The following is a 24,033-nucleotide window of genomic DNA, read 5'->3' on the forward strand; positions in this document are numbered from 1 at the left end:
CCGGGGAGGTGTCGATTCCCGAGAGGTCGGCGTCCGGAGCGCAGAGCCGCTCGACCTCTTCCGGCCAGTAGAACTTCTTGGCCCGGTGCGCCAACGCCCGGTCAATGAGCCGACCCCAGGCCAGGAAGTGAAGTGTCTTGAGAATCGGCCCGCGGGGCTGGGGCAGGTAGGGCTCCCGAATGGGCTGATAATCGGGGAGGCGTTCGGGATCGGGCTGTACGGCGTCGAGCCCCTCTTCCATATAGCGGCGGTAGAATTCGAAGCGGTGCATGCAGCCCTGGGGGCCGTGGTCGCGGGAGTCTATGGCAGCATCGATGATGCTGGGCTTTTTTGCCTCGAGATGTTTTTCCGGTTGCCATTCGAGGCCATGTGCTTGCAAGGGTTTTAAAGGAAAGCAGAGTTCTAACTTGCCTGTAGTTTCAATTCCGCTCCTCAAGAAGGGTTTGACGTCTCGCCAAGCATACGTGTCAGCCATGCCGGGAAATGCTCCAATATGAACGAGTTGCGCTTGTCGATTGAAGCGAACTCCTCCCCCTTGTGCTGCCCAATAGACGATGGAAAAAAAAATAACGGGCATGCTGAAAAACATGAAGAGATCAAAAATCAAATCTCCCCATTCTAATGGGTAGTGGGTTATGTCATAAAAAAAGAATAAAAGCCCAAAGTTACCAAAAATCCCAAAGAAGAAATAGAGGATATAAGCAGCCTCGTTCGGCTGATTTTTTTTAGGCTCCAAAAATCGTTCGTTGAAACGCTTCCGGTTGGAAAGGTCGTCGTAAAAAGCCACGTCCTCGGGCCACATGGCGATCTCGGCGCCAGGCAGTTCGGCATATTCGCGTTCACGGCGCAGATTGTTCAGCAGCGCTTCATAGCTTGGCGGCGTTTGCGCTTCGTTGGCTTCACTCATGATGCCGATCCTTGCTGGCGATTTTGAAACTGCTCCAGACGTTCGATGCGGTCCTGTGCCATCCGTTTTTCCGTGGCTTCATCGTGCAGCACGCAGGTGGGGTCGGCGAAGCGATCGGGCCAGTATCGAATATTGACATTGCTATCGACTCCGATGGCATCCGTTCGATAGCGCAGAATGCCATAGCCCTCTTCGACCTCGACCTGGGCAGTATCACTGAGCCGCTTGGCGCTGACATTGTTGCCACCAACGTAAACATGGTTGACCGCGAACTGGCTGACTTGTGGCTGCCAGCCGGGAAAGACGATGGCGACCTCGCTGGAGGCTGCCTCGATGACGGTCATGCCCATCGGGTCGTAGGTCGGCGAATTGACGTTGACTTCCAAGCGTGGAGCCTGGAACAAGCGATAGAACTGACGCAATTCCTCAACGTCATCCTGACCGAAAATCCCGGAAAGGGGCTCGCCATCGCTGCTCTGGCCGGTCCCCCAGCAGCTACGGCCGATCCAGTCGGTAAACTTGCGCTCCGCGACTACCGCATCGTGCCAGGAGCGAATGGCGCTATAGAGCACCTCCAGCCCCAGAATGACCCAGCCGACCGTACTGGCGCTGACACCGATGACTCGGGCAACGCCCGATGCCGTTCTGACCGCCCCGCGAGTGATCAGTGATTCTCCAGGCAAGCTTTGAACTTGGCCGAGAAATTCCGTTAACAAGCTCATTTTTCCCAGTACGTGAGCAATACCTATTCCTGATTCGGCAAGCTTCAGTAATGCACCCGCGTTGCTGAGGGTTTCTGCTCCGCCTGACTCCTGCCCAGATTCAATAATATCTTTGACACCTGCCAACGCCGCACTTACCGCCGCCAAGCCAATCGCCCAGGTACTGGCGCGTTCGGCCAGCGTGCCGAGTCGCTGGCCCGCCTGAGTCTCTCTGCCGTGCACATCCTACGCCCAGCCCATGCCCGCCCCCGCCAAGCCGGTGCCAGAGGCGCCGGTGGCCAGTGCAGCGGAGCCCAGGTTGAGCGAGTTGGCCAGCACCTTGCCGTCGTCGTCGCCCAGCTTGTGGATCGCTTTGCCGAGACTGTCCGTTGCCGCCCACATGCCCAGGCCACCCATCATCCCCTTAACGCCGTGCCAGAAATGCGTGGTGGCCTTGAGCGTCGCTTTCAATGGCGAATAGGTCTGACTGCCGCGGGAGTCGAGCTTTTGCGTGCCGACGAGATAGAAGGGGTCATTGCTGGCCTGGGTAGGGCGGAAGGGGAACTCGGCCGATCCGCCGGCCATCTGGGCGAACCACTCGCCGATGCGGTTCGCGGGCACCTGCTGGGGGATGGCGGCTTCGCCGAAGAGGACTTCGAGTATGGCGCGAGAGGGCGATCGCCAGAAGGCGCTGCTGTTCGTTCGGTTCCGCGTAACGGCGGCAATCACCATGCCGAGCTGGCTAGACGCGGCGTCGTCCGGTAGCCGGTCGATGACGCGCTGGAGCCGATCCATGGCCTCGCCGGCGGTGTTGTCGATCAGTGCCTGAACGCGGGCATTTCGCATGACCAGGGGCTGAGTCGGCTCGGCGAGGGTCTCGTCGAAGCGTTTGTCGGCCGTGGTGCCGTCCTGGGTCACGTAGTCATTGACCAGCGGATGGCCCATCAGGGCCCGATACATGACGCTATTGGTGACGGGTGTTTCGCCCTCGAACTGCGACTGCAGCCACTGCTGGCCCTGATCGTCGTGGAACAGTCCGGTGAGGGTATTGGCGACGACGACACGCAGATCGAGAAAATTGGTGTCGTCGGTCTCGTCGAACAACTCGAGCAGGGCGTGGTAGCGCTGCTGCAGACCTTGCCAGTCGCTCCATTGCTCGGCGGCCGCGGTTTCCACTTCGGTAACTAGCTGCTGCTGGCGCGCTTCGTACTGTTCGAGGAACGCTTTGGCGTCGTCCGCGCGGTAGTTGGCCAACCTCTGTCGGCGTGAAACGTCTCCGAGCGCATTTGCCACCGTTTCGGATGAGATATCTTTATCGTAGTATTTTTTTACATCATCTATAACTTTCTGATCTATGGGAAAATTTTGGTAGCGATCGGATATCTCGTCGTATCTAATATCACCCAGCCTCTCGATCATCTCCTTGACCCGCAGCTTGCGGGCGCTATCCGCACAGTGCTCGCTGAGTGCGGTGATCTGGGTGGCCAGTCGATGGTTCAGTTCGCTCATGACACCAACGGGGTCATGGAGGATGGGGACGAGCGGTTCGATATCCTCGCGGTTGCCATTGAACTGGGTGAAAAAGCGCTGCAGCGTCGTGACCGCCTGGCTGCCGAGAGGCGCGTCGGGACGGCTTTCACTCCATGAGAGGTCGGCGGGCTGCAGGGGAATGCCGGCGCCCCCCCGCATTTCGGGCACGTAAGCGGCATTGTCCAACGTGCCCGCCAGCGGCAGTACGTCCTGCTGACCCTCGGCCAACTGGCTGGTGACAACCTTCGTCAGTAACGTTCCACTCAGTTCTTCCAATCTGCCGCAGACGTCGGCGAGTGTGGCGGGGGTCAGCAGCGTATCGGTGACCAGCAGATAAACGGTATCGGTCACATCGTGCTTGGGCGCGGGCACCCAGGGCGTCGCCATGACGCCCATGGGGAACCAGAAATCCCGCTGTTCGGTGAATGCCTGATCCTCGGCAGCGTTTGTGGCTGTGTGGCGAGGCAGGGGCACGAACGTCGCTTCGTGGGTGACCTGATAGACGTGATGCTGCGGTTGGCCCTCTTGCGAATCCTCGGGTGAATAGAACAGGTAGACGATGCTGCGGGGGCGCAATAGGCGCAGGCCGTAGGTCTTCGATGCCGGGCCTGCGGGGTAGTCGCCTACGGTCACGCCGTCGAGTCCATCGACCCGGCAGCTCTCTTCCGTGAGACCGTAGCGAAGAGGGTATAGCGGAATGCACTCCTTCGCCGCCTCGATGACCACATCGACTGGGTCGGTCAGCTTCGAGGAGGTCATCGTCCAGTTGGCGACGTGATTGCCCTCCCAATCCAGATAGGCCTGTGTCTGACGAGACCCTGAAGACGACGCACTCATGCTCCGCCTCTCCTTTGTAAAGTATTGAAAACGGTGTTTAAAGATTCTCTATCAATGGAAATTACCATGTCCGTTGTGGCTATTCGACCGAATCCCGGCGGTTGATGAACTACAGAAATGTAGGCTCATTGGACTGAGTACTCGAAAGCACTTTCAACGTCGTAATCGCACGGATTCGTCCACCTTTGCGAAAACTTCGGGACAGTTTCTATTTGCGTGTCTCAATGTTTTAAATTGTGATTATACGTATACAAACTATCGCGAATGAATCGAGTCGACCGGGGCGGCGACTGAGGGACCGGGTGGCGTCGCGAAGGGGGGAGGTCGCGACCCGCGGGCAGCTGTCGCTGTGAGGTGAGGCTAGGGTGTCAAACAACGCCCGGCCATTGCGACCGGGCGCCATCGGGTCGACGTCGCTGATCAAGCTCGGACGTTCAGGCGTCGTCGAGGGCGTCGAGTCCTTCGAACAGCGCCTGGTGGAAGCGCTCGGGCTCTTGAATGTGGGGCGAGTGGCCAAGGTCCGGGAATTCGACCAGTTCGGCATTCGGGATGCGCTCGGCAGCGCGCTCGCCCAGTACCGAGTAGTCGCCGAGAGTCGCCTTGATGTCGGCCGGGGCGCGGCCCTTGCCGATGGCGGTATTGTCGTGCTCGCCGATCAGCAAAAGTGTCGGCACCTGGAGCGTATCGAACTCGTGAATCACCGGCTGGGTGAAGACCATGTCCGAGGTGAGCGCCTGATTCCAGGCGACGCGCTCGCCGCCGGGGCCGGCATACATCCCGGCGAGCATCTCCACCCACTGCTCATAGCGCGGCTCCCACTCGCCGACGTAGTAGGTCGAGCGCTGGTAGTCGCGAATGCCTTCGGCACTCTTGTTCAACTCTGCCTCGAAGCCATCGTCGACGCTCTGGTAAGGCACGCCCTTGGCCTTCCAGTCCTCCAGACCGATGGGATTGACCAGCACCAGCTGCTCGGTCTGCCCGGGGTACATCAGCGCGTAGCGACTGGCCAGCATCCCCCCCATCGAATGCCCCATGACGGTGACGTCGTCAAGCTCCAGGCTCTCCAGCAGGGCGTGGGTGTTGGCGGCAAGCTGATGAAAGCTGAACTGGTAGGCTTTTGGCTTGCTCGATTTACAGAAACCGATCTGGTCGGGGGCGATGACGCGATAGCCCTCGGCGGTGAGCCGTTCGATGGAGTCCTTCCACGTGCCGGCGCAGAAGTTCTTGCCGTGCAGGAGAACGACGGTTCGCCCGTTGGGCTCGGTCGCCGGTACGTCGAGATAGGCCATCTGTAGCTGTTGGCGCTGCGAGGTGAAGGTGAAGCGCGCCACCGGGTAGGCGTAATCGAACCCTTCGAGCTCGGCGCCATACGTCGGTGTCTGCGTGCTTTGCGCTTCGTTTCCCTGCGTTTCGCCTTCGCTCGTCTGCGCCGCGGCGGGGCCGGCGAGACACAGGGCAGCGCCCAGTGCCATGCCAAAAGTGGGAAGCCAGCCGGCCGCGGGCTTGGTCGTCGAGGTGGTCGCGTACATTCGAATCTCCTGTCGAAACGTCAGTGGGTATCGAGTGCAGCGGGCGGGCGGCGCTTGGCGATTCAACTCGATCGACTCAGAGCCTAGACGATATCCAGCGGCACCGGTCGGTCGGGCGCCGGGAAGGCGTCGTCGAGCTGGGCGAGATCGTCGTCGGTTAGCCGGATCGAGAGGGCGTCGGCGTTGGCCTTGACGTGGGCGGGCGTCGACGCCTTGGGGATGGCGATTGCGGGTCGCTCGGGGGACTCACTGCCCGCGCCGTTGCGTATGACCCACGCCAGCAGGATCTGTGCGGCGCTGGCACCGTGCCCGGCGGCGATCGCCTCGACCACCGGGGCGGTGATCACTTCGTTGCGCTGGCGGTCCCCCTGGGCCAGCGGGCAGTAGGCCATCGCCGGTAGCCCCTTTGCCTTGAGTCAGGGCAGCACGTTGAGTTCGATCCCGCGGGAGCCCAGGTGATAGAGCACCTGATTGGTGGCGCAGTCGGTGGCGCCGGGAAGCGACTCGAGTGCCTTCAGGCGTTGGGCATCGAAGTTGGAGACGCCGAAGCGGCGGATCTTGCCCTGTTCCCGCAGCCGCTCGAATGCCTCGAACGTCTCTTCGAGCGGCATACCGCCCGGCCAGTGAAGCAGGTAAAGATCGAGAGTTTCGATCCCCAGCCGAGCGAGGCTTCGCTCACAGGCCTCGATGGCGCTGTCGCGCCCGGCGTTCCAGGGATAGACCTTGGAGACCACGAAGGCGTCGTCGCGCCGGTCGGCAAGCGCCTGGCCGACGACCCTCTCGGCGCCACCCTCGGCATACATCTCGGCGGTGTCGATCAGCGTGAGACCAAGATCCAGCCCGTAGCGAAGCGCATCGGCCTCTTGTGACGCCGGCAGGCGGTCTTCGCCCATATACCAGCTGCCCTGGCCGATGGCCGGCAGCGTCACGGGCGGTTCGGTGGCGGTTGCGGGGAAGACGATGTGCGGGGAAGAGGGGGGCATGGGGTCTCCAGTCACTCGAAGCGGCAAAAATCGGTATCCTCAGGCTGGCCGTCCGGTGTCGGATTGGCAAATTCGCCATCGACGAGGAGTTTCCCATCGCTTCATCCCCCGAGTGTCCGCACAGCGAGACCCGCGCTCGCGACTGGCTGTCGCGCTTCGTGATCGAACACGATATCTGTCCCTTCGCCGGACGCGAGTTTCGCCGAGAGGCGATTCGTTATGCGGTGAGCGAGGGCGCGGATCTCGAAAGCTGGCTGCAGGCGCTGGCGGGGGAGTGCCAGCGGCTGGATGCCGAGCCCGAGATCGCCACGACCCTGCTGATCTTCCCGCGGGGGCTCGAGGCGTTCGAGGATTATCTCGACCTGCTCGAATTTGGCGAGGCGCTCCTCGTCTCGCTGGGTTATGAGGGCATCTATCAGCTGGCGAGTTTTCATCCCGACTACGTGTTCGAGGGCGTCGCGCCCGATGATCCGGCCAATTTCACCAACCGCTCGCCGGCGCCGATGCTGCATCTGCTGCGCGAGGCGGCGCTCGAGCGGGCGCTTGCGCACTACCCTGATCCCGAGGCGATTCCCGAGCGCAACATGAAAGTGCTGCGCGCGCCGGAGTCACCGGCGCTGGCGGCGGCCATCGCGGCATCGGGCCGCTGAGGAAAGTGACGCCGATGGCCTACCTCTCGGCGTGAATTGCCTATGCTGTGACGGCACCTCCGGTTGTGAACGGGGGAGAATTCGATGCTCAACGAGTCCGAATCAATAGGAGATCTGCGATGCAGACCGTGACCCGAGGCGGTGAAGCCGTCGATGTCAGCGGACGCTTTCTGGAGAAGGGCGACAAGGCGCCGCCGTTCACGCTGACCAATGCCAAGATGGAAGACGTCGTGATCGACGACTTCGAAGGCAAGCGCAAGGTGCTCAACATCATTCCCAGCGTGGATACCGCGACCTGTGCCATGTCGGCGCGCAAGTTCAACGAGTTTGCCAGTCAGCTCGACAACACCGTGGTGCTGGTCGTCTCGGCCGATCTGCCATTCGCCCAGGCGCGCCTCTGCAGCGCCGAGGGGCTCGATGACGTCGTGACGCTGTCCTGCTTTCGCCACCCGGAGTTTCGCCAGCTCTTTGGTGTTTCGCTGGACAGCGGGGCGATGGCGGGGCTCTGCGCGCGGGCGGTGGTCGTGCTCGACGAGACCGATCACGTGATTCACGCCGAGCTGGTCTCCGAGATCAAGAACGAGCCGGACTACGAGGCGGCCAGGCAGTCGCTCGGCGAGGGCGGTTCGAGCGCGGGCGATGAGGCGTCGACACCCGCTTCGGCGCGTGACGACGACGGTAACGACAGCTAGGTTTGCGGAAGGCGCGGACCCATGGTCTACACTGATCCGCGCATCCCAAGCGAGGGGGAGAGTGTTTCCCGTCGTATTCGGTCTGTGCTCGCCGGCCAGTCGTACACGATCCGTCGCACGCGGTCAGTCGCCGCAGGCCCGTCGCATCAGAACAGAAGGAGTTGACGATGACGATCAAGAAATCCGGTTCCGCCGAATGGAAAGGCAGCCTCAAGCAGGGCAAGGGTGTCGTCTCCACCGAGAGTGGCGCGCTCAAGGACAACCCCTACGGTTTCAACACGCGTTTCGAGGGTGAGCCGGGCACCAATCCGGAAGAGCTGATCGCCTCCGCCCATGCGAGCTGTTTCTCCATGGCGCTGTCGATGATGCTGGGGGAAGAGGGTATCGAGCCCGAGAGCCTCAAGACCGACGCCACCGTCATCATGGAGCAGGACGACAGCGGCTTTACCATCACCGCCGTGGAACTGAAGACGGTCGCCCGTATTCCCGGCGCCGACCAGTCGACGTTCGACAGCGCCGCGCAGAAAGCCAAAGAGGGCTGCCCGATCTCCAAGCTGCTCAACGCCAAGATCTCGCTGGACGCCACGCTCGAGAACTGAGCCTCGACGTTTCACGCCCTGAAAAAGCCGGCCTCGGAGCCGGCTTTTTCATGTCCGCTCCCTGCCGTCGAGCGCACCGGGGCCCCAGGCGGGTGCCATGACGCTTCGGGTAAAGTCTGCTACCGTATCGGGCCGCCGTGAACGAGGGCATCCTGCCCCAATGACGAGTTCCGACGCGCTCGCCTGCCGAGTGCGCCACGGCAACTGCGTTCACGGCCGGTCGCCCACAAGGCCGCTCGTTCATAACAAAGCTTGCCCGCGTTGAAACGCACCGTTTCAGCCAATTTCGTACCGCCCGACCCGGCGCTGCGACGAAAGCTCTGTGCCAAAAAGTCCTGTCAAAAAGAAAACGCTCATGGCCAACGCTCCCCAATATGACGCGGCACCGTCGCGACCGCTCTCCCGCGGTGACGTCAAGATCCTCTCGCTCTCCGCGCTCGGCGGCGCGCTCGAGTTCTATGACTTCATTATCTTCGTCTACTTCGCCACCGTCATCGGCCATCTGTTCTTCCCGCCCGATATTCCCGAGTGGCTGAGAATGGTCCAGACCTACGGCATTTTCGCCGCGGGCTATCTGGCGCGGCCGCTGGGCGGCATCATCATGGCGCACTTCGGCGACCTGCTGGGGCGCAAGAAGATGTTCACCCTGTCGATCTTTCTGATGTCAGTGCCGACGCTGCTGATCGGCTGTCTGCCGACCTACGAGACCGTGGGGTATCTCGCACCACTGCTGCTGATCGTGATGCGTATTCTGCAGGGCGCTGCCGTGGGCGGCGAGGTGCCCGGCGCCTGGGTCTTCGTCACCGAGCACGTCTCGCGCAAGAACGTGGGGCTCGCCTGCGGCACGCTCTCTTCGGGACTGGTCGCCGGCATTCTTATCGGCTCGATCATCTCGGCGTTCCTCAAGTCCCACTACAGCGCTGAGGAAATGGCGGACTACGGCTGGCGCGTGCCGTTCTTGATCGGCGGTGTCTTCGGACTGCTGGCGGTCTATCTGCGCCGCTATCTGGAGGAGACGCCGGTGTTCGCCGAGATGCGCGCCAAGAAGGCGCTCTCCGAGGGGCTGCCGGTCAAGCGCGTCGTCACTCGGCACATGGATAGTGTCGCGCTCTCCATGGCGGTGACCTGGATTCTCACTGGTGCGGTAGTGGTGGTCCTGCTGCTGACGCCCAACATCCTGATGACGCAGTACGACATCGACGCCTCCTTCGCCAACGTCTGGGCCATCGTCTGCGTGGTGATTGGCTGCGTCGTCTCCGGCTGGTGCTGCGATCGCTTCGGCAGCGGTGTCACCCTGCTGGGCTGGAGCGCACTGCTGGGCGTGAGCTATACCGCCATGATGCAGATCGTGCCCAACGACCCGAGTCAACTGCTGGCGCTCTACTGTCTGGCCGGCTTCGGCGTGGGGATCGTCGGTGTGGTGCCGACCATCGCGGTGAAATCCTTCCCGGCGGCGGTGCGCTTTTCCGGACTGTCGTTCTCCTACAACGTCGCCTACGCCATCTTCGGCGGCTTTACACCGGTGGTGGTCTCCTGGCTGGTCGTTCAGGATCCGGCGGCGCCCGCCTACTACGTGGCGGCTCTGTCGCTCCTCGGCGTGGCAATCGGCGTGGCCCTGCTGGTCTCTCCTGGCGGCAAGCGCCTGGCGCTGATGCAGCACTGAGACCGCCGGCCCGCGTCGGCGAATTCGCTGGCGTGTCATCGAACGACGCCCCCGCCGGGAGACCGGCGGGGGCGTCATCGTTTCGGCGATCGGTCAGCGACCCGCGAAAGCGGCGTTATCGAGACGCGGGTCACTCACTGTGTGCGTGGGCGGCGTCTACCAGTGCCCGGATCAGGCGCTGCTGCGAACGAGTGAAGAGCAGAAACTCCGGGTGCCACTGGACGCCGATCAGAAAGGGGTGGGTCTCGCTCTCGATCGCCTGGACCAGATCGTCGCGATCCCGGGCGACCACCTTCAGGCCCTCCCCGGGACGGTCGACCGCCTGGTGGTGAAGGCTATTTACCTGACAGAAGCGGCGATTGAGAATTTCCGCCAGCCGGCTGAACGGCTCGATCTCCACGCGTTTTCGTGGCAGCACTGTGCGCCGGTTGCGAATGTGGCGATAGGCCGTCTGGATGTCACCGATCAGGCTGCCGCCGCAGTGGATGTTGATCATCTGCGCGCCGCGACAGATTCCCAGGATCGGCGTTTTCAGGGGCAGGTAGTGGCCCAGCAGCGCCAGTTCCAGATCGTCGCGGGCGGGGTCGATACGCACGTCGAGCTGCACCTCGCCGCCGTAGCGGGCCGCGCCGATGTCGTCGCCACCGCCGATGATCAGGCCGTCGAGTGCCTGTTCGGGCGGCCGCGACGGCGAGAGACGCACCGGGCGCCCGCCGGCGCGCCAGACTGAGATCCAGTCGCACCACCACGCCAGAAGACTCTTGTGGTCCGACGTGGTGATGCCGATCAGTGGGCGGGAGCGGTCTGAGGTGTTTTCGTTCGCTGATGACATCAGTGGTGCATCCAGTGCCGGAGCGAGTCCAGCCATCGGTTGAGCGTCGGCTGCGCCAGATGCTCGAGGTAGGCGGCGCTGCGCTCGGCGAGGTGCACCGGGTCAGCGGCGAGGCGCTCGACCTCCACCCAGCGGTTCCACTCGACGCTGGCACCCCATTCGGGATCGGAGAGCGATGCGTTGGGTAGCCGATAGTGATAGGTCGGGCGGGGCTTGATCAGTGCCTCGCGCAGCACCGGATTGGGATGGTCCGGTCGTAGCCAGGCGAACAGCGGCAGCAGGTCGAGCTCGCGGTTGCGCGTCGGATTGGCGATCAGATAGTCGTCGATCAGCGTGTCGAGGCTCGGGGCGTAGTCCGGCGCGAGCACCTTGTTGGCGTAATCGGCGTGGAAAGGTCGCGTGTGGGGCAGCACGTCGCGAGTGACGTCGACCACGATCTGGTGGCGCAGCCAGTCAGCCAGGATCAGATAGGCGCGCAGATGCGCGAGAATGCTGCCGACGTCCGCCGCCGGGATCTCGGCGTTGAGATGCAGACCGAAGCCGTACATCAGGCTGGCATCCGTGCCCTCGGCGCCGTGACGCCTCAGCGCGTCGAACAGCTCGTCGACACGTTCGAGCTCGTGCCACGGCAGGGGCGGGCAGACGATCTCGGTGGGCACCAGCCCGGCGACCATATCCCCGAGCCACTCCCGGGTGCGCGAGTGCAGGCTGGCACGCAGATGGTCGCCCATGCCCGGGGGCTGACCGTCGGTTTCGCGCATGCGCTCGAGCAGCGTTTCGTCGGGATGGACGTACTTGCTGTCGAGTTCGACGTGAAAGGTGCCCCAGGGAGTATCGGTGACGGAGAGACGATGGGCGCTGTGCTGCTCCACCGTGCCGCCGAACGTCATCTCGACCAGGCGCGCGGCCTGAATGGGGCCGACGCCGGCGAACTCGATCTCGACGCCGACCTTGCGCGGCTCGCCGGAGGCACTATCGGCAATCGCGGGGGGTAACAGGGACACGTAGGGCTCCTTGTCGGCACTGGCCGTCTCGGCAGCGAATCGGCTCGCCGGCGGCGACTCGACGTTGTCAGAGCATGAATGGATCGGGCCTAGGTTAACACTGCCTGCCGGGTCAGGCCGAGCGGCGATGACGTCCCCGTGCCGATCATCCCCAGTGCATGAGGGCGACGCCGCAGAGGATCAGCCCGCCGGCGGTCAGCCGCTCTCGTCGCAGCGGCTCCTTGAGCCAGATGACGCCGATGGCAATGGCGAAGAGCACACTGGTTTCCCGCAGCGCAGCCACCAGCGCGATCGGCGCCTGGGTCATCGCCCAGATCGTGATGCCATAGGCGCCCATCGACAGCGCACCGCCCAGGATCCCGACTCGCCAGTGCCCGCTCAACTGGCCGAGCACCGCCATACCCCGCAGCGACACCAGTGCCAGCAGCATGCCGGCGCCGTCGAGCAGGAAAAGCCACACCACGTAGCTTGCGGCATCGCCGTTGGCGCGCGCGCCGCTGCCGTCAGCGAGGGTGTAGCCCGCGATGAACAACGAAGTGACCAACGCGTTGACCAGCGAGGCGCGCTCGAGCCGATGGTGGCGTCCGCCGGGCAGCGCCATGCAGATGACGCCGAGAATCAGTACGAGGATGCCGACGATACCCAGTACCGTCGGCTGTTCGGCCAGCACGAACAGGCCGATCAGCGTCACCAGCAGCGGCGCGCAGCCGCGAGCGATCGGGTAGACCTGGCCGAGATCGCCGACCCGATAGGCGCGCACCAGGAAGATGTTGTAGCCGACGTGCAGCACGGCCGATACCGCAAGCCACGGCCATGCCGCCGGCTCGGGCAGCGCCACGAAGCCCACGGCGAGCAAGGCAATCACCCCGCATCCGGCCTGAATTAGCGACATGCTCAACAGCCGATCGAGCCCTACCTTGACCAACGCATTCCAGCTCGCATGCATCAAGGCACCGGCGAGTACGGCGAGAAAGACGGGCGTGGTCACTGCGGCTCCTTGGTGGGTAAACCAAACCGGGCAGGCCCGGGGAGGGGACTCGGCGTCGTGCGGGCGGTGACCCGCCAAGCCGGGGTCGAGGCTCCGCCATCCTAGCCTTTGCGCAGTGGAAGCGTCGACGGCGAGTGATCGATCAGGCCCGTCACGGTAGGATGGCCGCTCGCAATCGACGAACCCGGAGAGCGGATGTTCAGCGTGCTGCACGCCAATCACCTCGAGGATCTGCGCGATCTGTCGCTGGCTTTGATGCAGCGCCAGCGCCTGCCGCCGCTGACCCCCGAGACCTATCTGGTTCAGTCCAACGGCATGGCGCAGTGGCTGCGGCTGTCGCTGGCAGAGGCCGACGGCGTGGCCGCCTCGGTGGATTTTCCGCTGCCCTCGAGCTTTGTGTGGCGGGCGTATCGCGCCGTGCTCGAACACCAGGGCGAAACGATTCCGCTGCAGTCGCCCTTCGACAAGCGTCCGCTTGCCTGGCGCATCCTGCGGCTGCTCGATGCGCTGATCCTGCGTGATCCGGAGACGTTTGCCCCTCTCGCGCATTATTTGGCGGCCGGCGACCCGGCGGCAGGCGACCCGGCGGCAGGCGACCCCGCGACAGGCGATCCGGGAGCCGGCGACCCCGAGACCGGCGCGCCGGCGTCGCTCCCCATCGGGCAACACGAGCAGGCCGAGCGCCAGCGCTGGCAGCTGGCGGTTCGCCTCGCCGATCTCTTCGATCAGTATCTCAACTACCGCCCGGACTGGCTGGCGGCGTGGGAGAGCGGGCACGACGCCCCAGTGGATTTGCCCGCGGACCAGCGCTGGCAGCCGGCACTCTGGCGGGCACTGCTCGATGACGCCGAGGCCGTGGCAAGAGAGCATCATCGCGCCCGACTGCATGGACGCTTCGTCGACGCCGCCCGCGCCCTCGACAACCGCCCGGCGGGGCTGCCGCCGCGGGTCTATGTCTTCGGTATCTCGACGCTGCCGGCACAGACGCTGGAGGCGCTGCATGCGCTGTCCGGGGTGATCGACGTCTATCTGATGATCACCAATCCGTGCCGGCACTACTGGGGTGACATCGTCTCCGATCGCGAGGCGATCAAACGGGCCGGGCGACTCTCCGCCCAGGCGCTGGCGCGCCAGCAGACGCGCCATCCGGAAGCGCCGAAGCTCGCCGCCCTCGACGAGCAGGCACTGCACCTGCAGGCCAATCCGCTGCTGGCGGCGTGGGGCGCCCAGGGGCGCGACTTCATCGTCGGTCTCTACGAGTTCGAGAGTCAGGACGGCGGCTTCGATCTGGAAACGGATCTCTTTCGCGATCCCATCGAGACACCGAGTGATGCCGATCGGGAAGCGACCGGCGAACGCGCGCCGCTGCTCAACCAGATCCAGCAGGACATTCTCGATCTCGTCCACCCCGGCGAGCTGGCCCGAGAGCGCGGCAAGCGGCGCCTCATCGCCGCCGACGATGCGTCGCTCTCGCTCTACCGCGTGCACTCGCCGCTGCGCGAGGTCGAGGTGCTTCATGACCGCCTGCTCGATGCCTTCGAGCAGGCAAGTCGCGAAGGCGACCCGCTGCGCCCGCGGGACATTCTGGTGATGGTGCCGGAGATCGACATCTACGCGCCCTTCATCGAGGCGGTGTTCGGTCAGCTATCGCCCAGCGATCCGCGGCACATCCCGTTCACCATTGCCGACCAGGTGGCGAGCGAGACCCATCCACTGATGGTGCTGGTGCTGTCGCTGCTGGAGCTGCCGGAACGCCGCCTCGGCGTCAGCGAGCTGCTCGACGCCCTCGACGTGCCCGCGTTCCGCGCCCGCTTCGACATCGACGAGAGCGAACTGCCGCGAGTGCGCCAGTGGCTGGCCGAGAGCGGCGTGCGCTGGGGACTCTCCGGTGACCACCGCGCCGCGCTGGGTTTTCCCGCGCTGCACGCCAACAGCTGGGCGTTCGGACTCGAACGCATGCTGCTGGGGTATGCCACCGGCGCGCTGCCGTCGAGCGGGGCGCACGCCCGCGAGGCGAGCACGACCGCCGGGGAGGGCGCCTGGCAGTTCGATGCCATCGTTCCCTACGATGAGGTGGGGGGGCTTGAAGCGGACCTCGCCGGACGGCTCGCCGAGCTGATGCAGGTCATCGAGGGCCAGTGTCGCGCGCTTGGCTCGCCGGCGACACCGCAGACGTGGCTCACCCGGCTGCGCGAGCTGATCGATGCGGTCTTCCGACCGATGGCGCTGGACGAGCACGACGTGCTGGCGCGGGTCGATCAGGCGCTGTCGCGCTGGCAGGCGAGCTGCGAGCTGGCCGCCTTCGAGACGCCGATCGGCCTGGCCGTGGTGCGTGATGCACTCAAGGCAGAGCTCGACGACGGCGGCCTGGCCCAGCGCTTCCTCGCCGGTAAGGTCAACTTCGCTACCCTGATGCCGATGCGCGCGATTCCGTTTCGACAGGTCTATCTGCTCGGCATGAACGACGGCGCCTACCCGCGAACGCGTCAGCCCCAGGACTTCGATCTGATGGCCCAGCGCCCGCGCCCCGGGGACCGCTCGCGGCGCGACGATGACCGCTACCTGCTGCTGGAAGCGCTGCTCTCCGCCCGCGACCGGATCACCCTCTCCTGGGTCGGCTTCGACCAGCGCGACAACACCCCGCGTCCGCCGTCGGTGCTGATCGGCGAGCTGCTCGACATGCTCGAGCAGGGCTACGCGCCGGCCGACATGCCAGCCGATGCCGACATCGAGGCCGCGCTCGCCGCCCGGCTGATCGAGACCCACCCGCTGCAGCCCTTCTCCCGGCGCTACTTTCTTGCCTCGGACCCGCGCTTCACCTTCGATTCGAGCTGGGAGGCACTGCACCGCGCCGACGCGTCCGCTGGGGCCGTCAGAGAGGACGAAACCGAAGCCGACGTCGCCGAGATCCGCGCTGGCGAGGCCCAAGAGCCCGAGCCCAGCGCGCCGGCAGAGGCGCTCGATATCGCCGATCTCACTCGCGTACTGCGCCGGCCCTGGAGTGTCTATCTCGGCCGCCTCGGCGTGCGCTTTCAGGAGGCGGAGGTGCCCGACGAGGATAGCGAGCCGTTCGTCCTCGACGCGCTGGAGGACCACACTCTCAAGCGCGAACTGCTCGACGCCGGCCGCCGCGGCGAAGCGCTGACAGTGATGGCGGAGCGGCTGCGTCTGGCCGGCCGGCTACCTGCGGCAGGGTTCGGTCTGGCTACCATCGAAGCACCGTTGAAGCGCCTCGAGACCCAGTTGCAGAGCTTTCGTGAGCTGAGCGCCGCGTTGATGCCGTGCGAGCCGACGGTTCTGCGTTTTAGCGCGCCGCCGACGCCTCAGGCGCCGCCACTGACGCTGGAGTCGCGTATCGACGGGCTGTTTCAGGAAGGCGCGGCGGCGGCGGGGGAGGCCACTCGGGTACTGATCACGCTGGAGACGAGTCACTTCGGACACTTCCAGACGGGCCGCAGTGACAAGGGGGCCGAGAGCGCCGGGCCGTGGAAGAAGCTCGGCAAGCCCCATCGACTCTACGCCGGCTACCTGCGCTGGCTGCTGGCCAACGCCGCCGGAGAGACACCCTGTCGCTGGACCGCGCTGTTCGAGGATCGCTGGCTGGAGTTTCCCGCGCTGGGCCGGGTGGAGGCCCGGGCCACGCTCTCCGGCTGGCTCGAGCGCTGGTGGCGTGCCTTTCGCCGACCGCTGCCGGCGGTCAGCGAGCTGACCCGCAGTCTCTGGGCCGAATGCACCCGCGAGCATCTCGCCGAGATCGAACGCGGCGAGCCGCTGGCGCCACCCCTGCGCGACAAGCTCGCTGCCGAGTTCGAATCCGGCGGTTATCAGCGCGACTCTCTGATCCAGCGGGAAGGGGGGCTGGGTCAGCTGTGGCGGGACTTCGAGTCGTTCACCGCGGCCAACGGGGTGGCGGAGACGGTGCGCCACTATCAGCCCTTTCTCGATGCCCTGCTCGGCGCCTCGCAGCGGCTTCACCGTGCCACCGCTCATGAAGGCCAGACCGCGGGAGAAACGTCATGACCGCCGACTCACGCGGCGCCCTCGAGCCGACGCCGGGCATGACGCCCGACACGCCCACGCACGCATCCGACCCCGCAGGCGATGGCGGCATCGTGCCGCTGGCGCTCGATACCCTGCCGTTGACCGGCGAGCATCTGATCGAGGCGAGCGCCGGCACCGGCAAGACCTTCACCCTCGCTGCGCTCTACGTGCGTCTGGTGCTGGGACCGATGCCGGGGCGCGAGACGCTCGACTTTCCCCGGCCGCTGACGCCGCCGGAGATTCTGGTGGTGACCTTTACCGAGGCCGCCACCGCCGAGCTTCGCGGGCGGATCCGCGGGCGTCTGAAGCAGGCGCGGACGTGGCTGCTGGCCGCGGCTGACAAGCGCGACGATGGCGTGCTGGACATCCTGCTCGCGCCGCTCGCCAACGCCGGGGAGGCGGCCTGTCGCGACGGCGCGCGGCGCCTCGATCAGGCCGCGCGGCTGATGGACGAGGCCGCGATCTTTACCATCCACGGTTTCTGCCAGCGCATGCTCACGCGCCATGCCTTCGATGCCGGCGCGCGCTTCTCTGCCGAGCTGCTGCAGGAGGGTCGCACGCTGCTCGCGCAGACGGTGGCCGACTACTGGCGCCGCGAATTCTACCCCCTCGACGCGCGCTGGCAGCGTCAGATCCGGGCCGAATGGAGCGGCCCGGAGGCGCTGGCCGATGCGCTGCGTCCACTGCTCAGCGACGGCGCGCCCCAGCCGCTGTGGGTCGCTGGCGCGCCGATACAGGCGCCGGCGTCACTGGACACGCTCTTCGCCGGTCTCGAGCGCGAGCTACAGGCCCGCCAGACCCTCGAAGCGGCCCTCGTCGCCCACTGGGATCGGGAGACGATTCGCCAGGTGCTGGAAGCGGCGTTCGACGCCGACGCCCTCAAGAAGAACAGCTACAAGCGCGAGGAGCTGGAGACGCGGCTGGCAGGCGTCGAGACCTGGCTCGAGCAGGGTGTTTTCGACGCCGCCGACGAGGTCACCGACAGCAGCGGTCGCTTCTGGCTCTCTCAGGCGAAGCTCGAAGGCGCAACCAAGAAAAGTGCGACGGCGCCGACGCATCCGTTCTTCGCCGCGCTGGATCGATTGGCCGAGACCGATACGCCGTTTGCGGCCATCCGCGATCAGGTGCTGGTCCACGCCCGCGACCGTATCGCTCAGGCGTTCGCCGCCGAGAAGCGCCGGCGCGGGCTGTGGGAATTCGCCGATCTGCTCAACGACCTGGATGCCGCGCTGGCGCCCCCCGCGGGGGATGACAGCGGTGCCGCCCAGCGGCTCGCGGCACGCATTCGCGCCGAGCTGCCGGTGGCGCTGATCGACGAGTTCCAGGACACCGACCCGGTCCAGTACCGTATCTTTTCGCGCATCTACCGCCAGGCGCCAACCGCGGCGCCGCCAACGGCGATGCTGATGATCGGCGATCCCAAGCAGGCGATCTACGCCTTCCGGGGGGCCGACATCCATACCTACCTGGGCGCGCGACGGGCGACGCCGAGTCGCTTCACGCTGATGCGCAATTTCCGCGCCAGCGAGGCGATGGTCTCGGCGACGAATGCGCTCTTCGGTGGACATCCCCAGCCCTTCGGCAGCGACGAGATCCCCTTCATCGCGGTCGAGGCGCAGGCGAAGGCGACCCGCCTGGTGGCGGCGGACGGCAGCGACGTCCCGGCGCTGGGCACCTGGTGGCCGGACAGCGAACGACGTGGCCAGGGTGAGTATCAGGCCGAGATGGCGGCGGCGACCCGGGGGGAAGTCCAGCGGCTGCTCGAGGGCGCCTGGCAGTTCGAACGTGCCGCTGGGCGGACCCCGGTGCGTCCCGCGGATATCGCCATTCTGGTGCGCAACGGCCCGGAAGCGCTCAAGGTGCGCCGCGCCCTGGCCGACGGCGGCATCCGCAGCGTCTATCTCAGCGAGCGATCCAGCGTGTTCGACACGCCGCAGGCGTTCGAGCTGCTGCAGCTTTTCGAGGCGGTGGCCCAACCGCGGCATGATGCCCGCCTGAAGGCCGCGCTGGCCTCCAACCTGCTCAACGACAGCCCGCAGGCGCTGGCCCCGCTGCTGGCCGACGAGATCCGCTGGGAGCGCGAGGTGGAGCGCTTCGGCGACTATCAGCGCCAGTGGCGCCGGCGGGGGCTGCTGCCGATGCTGCGCACGGTGATGCGTGATTTTGGCGTCGCCGAGCGCCTCGCCCGGCGCCCGGACGGCGAGCGGGCGCTCACTGACCTGCTGCATCTGGGGGAGCTCGCTCAAAACGCCCAGCAGCACCTCGATGGCGAGCAGGCGCTGCTGCGCTGGTGGCACGGCGCGCTCGAATCCGGGGTGGAATCGCTCGACAGTCAGGCGCTCAGCCAGCGGCTGGAGAGCGACGAAGACCTGGTCCGGGTGATCACGGTGCACAAGTCCAAGGGGCTCGAGTATCCCATCGTGCTACTGCCATTCGCCTGCTCCTACCGTCCGGCGGAGCCGGATCGCCAGAGTGGCCTGCTGGCACTGCTGGCACTGCGGGCCCCCGAGGGCGAAGGCGAGGTGATGGTTGCCGACCCCAGCGACGCGCAGAAACAGCAGGCGGAGCTCGCCCGGCTCGACGAGGACGTTCGACTGCTCTACGTCGCGCTGACCCGAGCCGCCTTCGCCTGCCGGCTGGGCGTGGCCTATGTGGCGCGTGGGCGCAGTCGCAGCGGGTCGATGCACGAGACCGCGCTGGGTCGGCTGCTCGGCAGTGACTCGGCCGACGACGGCGACGCCTTGCTGGCGCGTCTCAGGCGTGCCGAGTCGAACGGCTGGCTCGCCGTGGTCGAGCCGCCGGAACTCCCCGATCACCGCGTGCGGCTCGAGGCGGCGTGCGCCGAGGTGCAGCCCGCGCGGCGCTTTCACGGCACGATCGATGACGACTGGTGGATCGCTTCCTACACCTCGCTGATCAGCGACGCGCGCCGGGGACGGCTCGGCGAGAACGGTGACGATCTACCGGCGACGCTCGACGTCGAGGTGAGCCGTGAACGCGACCCGGTGCCACGACCGCGCATCCGGACACTGATCGACTTTCCCCGCGGTCCGCGTCCCGGCACCTTTCTTCACGGTCTGCTCGAGCAGCTCGAACTCGACCGACTCGATGAGGCCGACTACGCCACGAGCTATGGGCGAGAGATCACCCGGCGCTTGGTGCTCGCCGGCTTCGACGCCGACTGGACGCCGATTCTTACCGAGTCGCTCACCCAGCGGCTGCGCCGGCCGCTGCTGATGGGCGGCGCGAACCCGGACGGCGCCGGCAGCGGTGACGTCCGCCTCGATGCGCTGAATGCCTGGAAAGCCGAGCTGGAGTTCTGGCTGCCGGCGACGGCGGCCTGGAGCGAGCCGCTGGATCGCCTGGTGACCCGGTGTGAGCCGCTGCCCGGTCAGCGTCCGAGGCTCGCCCCACGTAAGCTCAATGGCATGCTCAAGGGCTACATCGATCTGGTGTTCGAGGCCCAGGGTCGCTGGTACGTACTCGACTGGAAGTCGAATCATCTGGGTGACTCACCGGCGGACTACGTCGGCGCGTCGCTGGCGGCGGCGATGGTCGACCATCGCTACGATCTGCAGTACGTGCTTTATGTGCTGGCGCTGCACCGGCTGCTGAAATGCCGACTGGCGGACTATGACTACGACCGCCACGTGGGCGGGGCGTGCTATGTCTTTCTGCGCGGTTTCTGCGCCGCCGACGACGAGGGTTTTTTATCGGCGCCCGATGCCGCGCCGGCGGGTTCTTCATCGGCGCCCGACGCCGCGCCGGAGGGTTCTTTATCGGCGCCCGATGCCGCGCCGGAGAGTTCTTTATCGGCGCCCGATGCCGCGCCGGAGAGTTCTTCATCGGCGCCCGACGCCGCGCCGGCGGGTTCTTCATCGGCGCCTGATGCCGCGACAAAGGGTTCTTTTCAGGCGCCCAATGCCGCGCCGGGGGTGTTCTATCGGCGACCGGCACGCGCGCTGATCGAGGCGCTGGATGCCTGGCTCGATGGCAATGAGGCGCCGGCCCGCGCGTTACTCGCACAAACGGCGAAAGAGGGAGAGAGCGCATGACGCGACGACGCCGCGATGCTCAAGAGCCGACTCCGCAGATGGGGCTGGCGCTGGAGGCAGAGGCGCACTCGCCGGCAGACAGTGACGACCCCGCGACGCCCGTTGACCCGCCGTCGCCCGGCGCGCTGAATCACCAAGACCTGTTTGCCACGCTGAATCGCCAAAACCTGTTTGCCACGCTCAGGCTTTGGGTCGAGCTCGGTTGGCTGCGCCAGCTCGATCGCCACTTCGTGCGCTTTCTGGCCGAGCGCGAGCCACCTGCCGGCTCGTCGGGCGGCGATCCGTCGGGCGGCGATCCGTCGGGCGGCGCTCCGTCGGGCGGCGATGAGGCAGACGAGGCGCTGGTCTATCTGGCTGCGGCGCTGGTGAGCCATCAGGCTGGTCGCGGCCATGTCTGTCTGTCGCTGACGCGAGCGCTGGCTGCGCCCCACAGCGCGCTGTCGTTGCCGCCGCTGGACGGGGGACGAGAACCGGACCGACCGGTCACACTGCCGGAGACACTGCTGGCCGGGGTGACGCGGGCGCGCTGGATCGCTGCGCTGGACGACTCTTGGCTGGTGACCCGGGCGTCGCAGGCGGCGGGCAGTGCAACGCCGCTGGTGCGCGACGGCGATCGACTCTATCTGCGCCGCTACTGGCAGGCGGAGGCGGGTGTGGCCCGGCGACTCGGCGAGCGCCTGAAGCGCCCCCTGCCGGTGGCCCCCACAATGGCAGACCGCCTGGCGACGCTCTTCGCCGGGAATGTCGCCGAGGCCGGTGAACCGGACTGGCAGCGGCTCGCCTGCGCCATGGCGCTGCGCCAGCGGCTGACCGTGATCTCCGGCGGGCCCGGCACGGGCAAGACCACCACGGTGACTCGGCTGCTGGCACTGTTGCAGCAGCAGGCGCTGGAGACGGGCGGTGACGTCCTGCGAATTCGTCTTGCCGCACCGACGGGCAAGGCGGCGGCGAGGCTCTCCGAATCGATCGCCGGGGCGGTCAGTCGGCTGGCGGTCGACTCCCGAGTCCGGGAGTCGATTCCCCAGGAGGCGCAGACCCTGCACCGGCTGCTGGGTGCGCGCCCGGATACGCGCCATTTTCGTCATCATGCCGAGCGACCGCTGAGTCTCGATCTGCTGGTGGTGGATGAGGCGTCGATGGTCGATCTGGAGATGATGGCCGCGCTGCTCGAGGCGCTGCCGTCAGCGGCGCGTCTCATCCTGCTCGGCGACAAGGATCAGCTGGCGTCGGTCGAGGCGGGGTCGGTGCTGGGGGATCTCTGCGAGGGGGCCAGGGCCAATGGCGAGCCAGGCGCGGCTCACGGCTACTCCCCGGCGCTGCGTGACTATCTGGCACAGATGACCGGCGACACCCTGCCGGCGCTTCCCGCCAATGCGCTGTCGGATCACGTGACGATGCTGCGGCGAAGTTTCCGCTTTCGCGCCGACAGTGGCATCGGCGCGCTGGCGAGGACAGCCAATGCCGGTAATGGCCGGGCGTTCATCGAGACGCTCAACGCGGGCTTCGAGGACATCGCCCTGCTCGACATCAACGCCACTGCCTTCGAGCGAGCGGTGGTGGCGGGCTATCGCCCGCTTTTCGACGCGCTCGCCGCCGGCGCTGCCCCCGAGACACTGCTGGACCGACAAGGCAACTTTCAGGTGCTCTGTGCGCTGCGCCGCGGCGCCTGGGGTGTAGAGGGATTGAACGATCGCATCGCCCGCGCCCTGCAGCGCCAAGGGTGGCTCGAGCGCACCGACGGCTGGTATGCCGGTCGCCCGGTCATGGTGACCCATAACGATCCGCAGCTCGGGCTCTACAACGGCGACCTGGGACTGACGCTCAGCGACGCCGACGGTCGCCTGCGGGTCTACTTTCCTCACGCTGACGGAGTGCGTCCGGTGCTGCCGTCGCGGCTCGATGCCGCCACCACGGCCTTCGCGATGACGGTGCACAAATCCCAGGGTTCGGAGTTCGATCACGTCCTCTTCGTGCTGCCAGAACGCGCCAACCCGATCGTCACCCGGGAGCTTGTCTACACCGGAGTGACCCGGGCAAAGACACGGCTGACGCTGGGCCTGGCCCGCGGCGAGCGCGGTGCCACGGTGCTGCGTGATGCGGTGGCGCGCCAGGTCGTACGCGAGAGCGCCATCGGCGAGCGGCTGCTGGCCAGTGCCTGCGACACTGCGCTCGACCTTCATCCCGACACTGCAGGAGGTGACCCATGACCCAGCCGACGTCGCGTGCCAGCATTCACTACTGGCAGTCACTCACCGCGCCGGAGCTCGCCGCGCTTGCCGACGACACCACGGTGGCGGTACTGCCGCTGGCGGCGATCGAACAGCACGGGGCGCATCTGCCACTTTCCACCGACCTAGAGATCGGCAACGGCCTGCTGGTGGCGGCCCTGTCGCGGCTCGAGACCTCGGCGAGCGTCGTCGTCCTGCCGCCGCTGGTGCTGGGGGCAAGTCTCGAACACACCGGCTTTGCGGGGACGCTGAGTCTATCGCCGGAGGCGGCCATCGGGGTGATCGAATCGCTGGGCGATGCCGTGAATCGTGCCGGCATTCGGCGGCTGGTGCTGTTCAACAGCCACGGCGGTAACAAGGCGGTGATCGATCTCGCCGCCCTCAAGCTGCGCGCGGCGCATGCCATGCTCGTGGTCAAGGCCAACTACTTTCGCTTCGCGCCGCCGGCCGATGCGCTGCCCGCTGAAGAGCTGCGCCATGGGCTGCACGGCGGGGCGCTGGAAACCGCGATGATGCTCCATCTCGCCCCGGAGGCGGTACGCCGCGAGCATCTTGTCGAGGCGGTGTCCGAGGGGCAGACGCGGGCGAGCGCCGGCGCCACGCTGGGTCCGGAGGGCGATGCCGGCTACGCCTGGATGGCGCAGGATCTCCATCCCAGCGGGGTGACAGGCAATGCACGCCTGGCGGATGCCGATACCGGCCGCCGGCTGGTCGCGCACTTCGCCACCCGGCTGGCGACGGTGATCGATGAGACAGTGGCGTTTGATCTGACGACACTGCGCTGACGCCTGACG

Annotated in this window: 15 protein-coding genes and 1 pseudogene; 8 read left to right on the plus strand and 8 right to left on the minus strand. The window is 66.1% G+C overall.

The window, feature by feature from the left end; genetic code table 11:
• From DOM41_RS11215 to DOM41_RS11235, 5 genes and pseudogenes are all read right to left on the minus strand, one after another.
• Positions 1-907 (minus strand): hypothetical protein (locus DOM41_RS11215; RefSeq protein ID WP_157956916.1); only part of this gene is annotated, 907 nt, incomplete at its 3' end.
• A complete protein-coding gene (locus DOM41_RS11220; RefSeq protein WP_157956917.1) occupies positions 904-1,851 on the minus strand; it encodes an RNA-binding protein in 948 nt (315 codons plus the stop codon). The genes DOM41_RS11220 and DOM41_RS11215, both read right to left, overlap by 4 nt.
• Positions 1,852-1,854: 3 nt before the next feature.
• Positions 1,855-3,975, minus strand: coding sequence for a toxin VasX (locus DOM41_RS11225; RefSeq protein ID WP_110686967.1), 2,121 nt, complete (start codon positions 3,973-3,975; stop codon positions 1,855-1,857).
• 434 nt (positions 3,976-4,409) lie between these two features.
• Positions 4,410-5,504 carry an alpha/beta fold hydrolase gene (locus DOM41_RS11230; protein WP_245391819.1) on the minus strand — a complete coding sequence of 365 codons (1,095 nt, stop codon included), beginning with the start codon at positions 5,502-5,504 and terminating at the stop codon, positions 4,410-4,412.
• A gap of 83 nt (positions 5,505-5,587) precedes the next feature.
• Positions 5,588-6,487: pseudogene (locus DOM41_RS11235) on the minus strand (aldo/keto reductase).
• Between the two features lie 95 nt (positions 6,488-6,582).
• Here DOM41_RS11235 and DOM41_RS11240 point away from each other — a divergent pair.
• From DOM41_RS11240 to DOM41_RS11255, 4 genes are all read left to right on the plus strand, one after another.
• Positions 6,583-7,137: a DUF1415 domain-containing protein gene (locus DOM41_RS11240; protein ID WP_110687092.1), complete on the plus strand. Its 555-nt coding sequence runs from the start codon at positions 6,583-6,585 to the stop codon at positions 7,135-7,137.
• Positions 7,138-7,256: 119 nt separating this feature from the next.
• Positions 7,257-7,829 (plus strand): thiol peroxidase, encoded by a 573-nt coding sequence (gene tpx, locus DOM41_RS11245; protein WP_110686968.1) that lies wholly within the window; start codon positions 7,257-7,259, stop codon positions 7,827-7,829.
• 167 nt (positions 7,830-7,996) lie between these two features.
• Positions 7,997-8,428, plus strand: a complete 432-nt coding sequence (locus DOM41_RS11250; protein ID WP_110686969.1) for an OsmC family protein — start codon at positions 7,997-7,999, stop codon at positions 8,426-8,428.
• Between the two features lie 355 nt (positions 8,429-8,783).
• On the plus strand, positions 8,784-10,091 hold the full coding sequence (locus DOM41_RS11255; protein ID WP_110686970.1) for an MFS transporter: 1,308 nt from the start codon (positions 8,784-8,786) through the stop codon (positions 10,089-10,091).
• A 130-nt stretch (positions 10,092-10,221) separates the two neighbouring features.
• On the opposite strand, the gene DOM41_RS11260 is transcribed toward DOM41_RS11255, so the two are convergent.
• From DOM41_RS11260 to DOM41_RS11270, 3 genes are all read right to left on the minus strand, one after another.
• Positions 10,222-10,923 carry a gamma-glutamyl-gamma-aminobutyrate hydrolase family protein gene (locus DOM41_RS11260; protein ID WP_110686971.1) on the minus strand — a complete coding sequence of 234 codons (702 nt, stop codon included), beginning with the start codon at positions 10,921-10,923 and terminating at the stop codon, positions 10,222-10,224.
• On the minus strand, positions 10,923-11,927 hold the full coding sequence (locus DOM41_RS11265) for an amidoligase family protein (protein ID WP_110686972.1): 1,005 nt from the start codon (positions 11,925-11,927) through the stop codon (positions 10,923-10,925). The genes DOM41_RS11260 and DOM41_RS11265 overlap by 1 nt, the downstream gene beginning before the upstream one ends.
• A gap of 145 nt (positions 11,928-12,072) precedes the next feature.
• A complete protein-coding gene (locus tag DOM41_RS11270) occupies positions 12,073-12,915 on the minus strand; it encodes an EamA family transporter (protein WP_110686973.1) in 843 nt (280 codons plus the stop codon).
• Positions 12,916-13,110: 195 nt separating this feature from the next.
• Here DOM41_RS11270 and recC point away from each other — a divergent pair, with 195 nt between their 5' ends.
• The 4 genes from recC to DOM41_RS11290 are packed head-to-tail and all read left to right on the plus strand — an operon-like array spanning position 13,111 to position 24,024.
• Entirely contained in the window at positions 13,111-16,935 is a 3,825-nt protein-coding gene (gene recC, locus DOM41_RS11275; protein WP_110686974.1) for an exodeoxyribonuclease V subunit gamma, read from the plus strand.
• On the plus strand, positions 16,932-21,011 hold the full coding sequence (gene recB / locus DOM41_RS11280; protein ID WP_110686975.1) for an exodeoxyribonuclease V subunit beta: 4,080 nt from the start codon (positions 16,932-16,934) through the stop codon (positions 21,009-21,011). The genes recC and recB overlap by 4 nt, the downstream gene beginning before the upstream one ends.
• Entirely contained in the window at positions 21,008-23,218 is a 2,211-nt protein-coding gene (recD, locus tag DOM41_RS11285; RefSeq protein WP_245391821.1) for an exodeoxyribonuclease V subunit alpha, read from the plus strand. Before recB ends, recD begins: the two co-directional genes overlap by 4 nt.
• Positions 23,215-24,024 carry a creatininase family protein gene (locus DOM41_RS11290; RefSeq protein ID WP_110686976.1) on the plus strand — a complete coding sequence of 270 codons (810 nt, stop codon included), beginning with the start codon at positions 23,215-23,217 and terminating at the stop codon, positions 24,022-24,024. Before recD ends, DOM41_RS11290 begins: the two co-directional genes overlap by 4 nt.
• Positions 24,025-24,033 lie beyond the last annotated feature (9 nt).

The organism is Salinicola aestuarinus, from assembly GCF_003206645.1.
Taxonomy (GTDB): domain Bacteria; phylum Pseudomonadota; class Gammaproteobacteria; order Pseudomonadales; family Halomonadaceae; genus Salinicola; species Salinicola aestuarinus.

Bases quoted from the DNA above. Each gene is read 5' to 3' on its own strand.
- DOM41_RS11290 (WP_110686976.1), top strand. From the start codon at position 23,215: ATGACCCAGCCGACGTCGCGTGCCAGCATTCACTACTGGCAGTCACTC.
- DOM41_RS11230 (WP_245391819.1), bottom strand. From the start codon at position 5,504: ATGTACGCGACCACCTCGACGACCAAGCCCGCGGCCGGCTGGCTTCCC.
- DOM41_RS11255 (WP_110686970.1), top strand. From the start codon at position 8,784: ATGGCCAACGCTCCCCAATATGACGCGGCACCGTCGCGACCGCTCTCC.
- tpx (WP_110686968.1), top strand. From the start codon at position 7,257: ATGCAGACCGTGACCCGAGGCGGTGAAGCCGTCGATGTCAGCGGACGC.
- DOM41_RS11225 (WP_110686967.1), bottom strand. From the start codon at position 3,975: ATGAGTGCGTCGTCTTCAGGGTCTCGTCAGACACAGGCCTATCTGGAT.
- DOM41_RS11260 (WP_110686971.1), bottom strand. From the start codon at position 10,923: ATGTCATCAGCGAACGAAAACACCTCAGACCGCTCCCGCCCACTGATC.
- recB (WP_110686975.1), top strand. From the start codon at position 16,932: ATGACCGCCGACTCACGCGGCGCCCTCGAGCCGACGCCGGGCATGACG.
- recC (WP_110686974.1), top strand. From the start codon at position 13,111: ATGTTCAGCGTGCTGCACGCCAATCACCTCGAGGATCTGCGCGATCTG.
- recD (WP_245391821.1), top strand. From the start codon at position 21,008: ATGACGCGACGACGCCGCGATGCTCAAGAGCCGACTCCGCAGATGGGG.
- DOM41_RS11250 (WP_110686969.1), top strand. From the start codon at position 7,997: ATGACGATCAAGAAATCCGGTTCCGCCGAATGGAAAGGCAGCCTCAAG.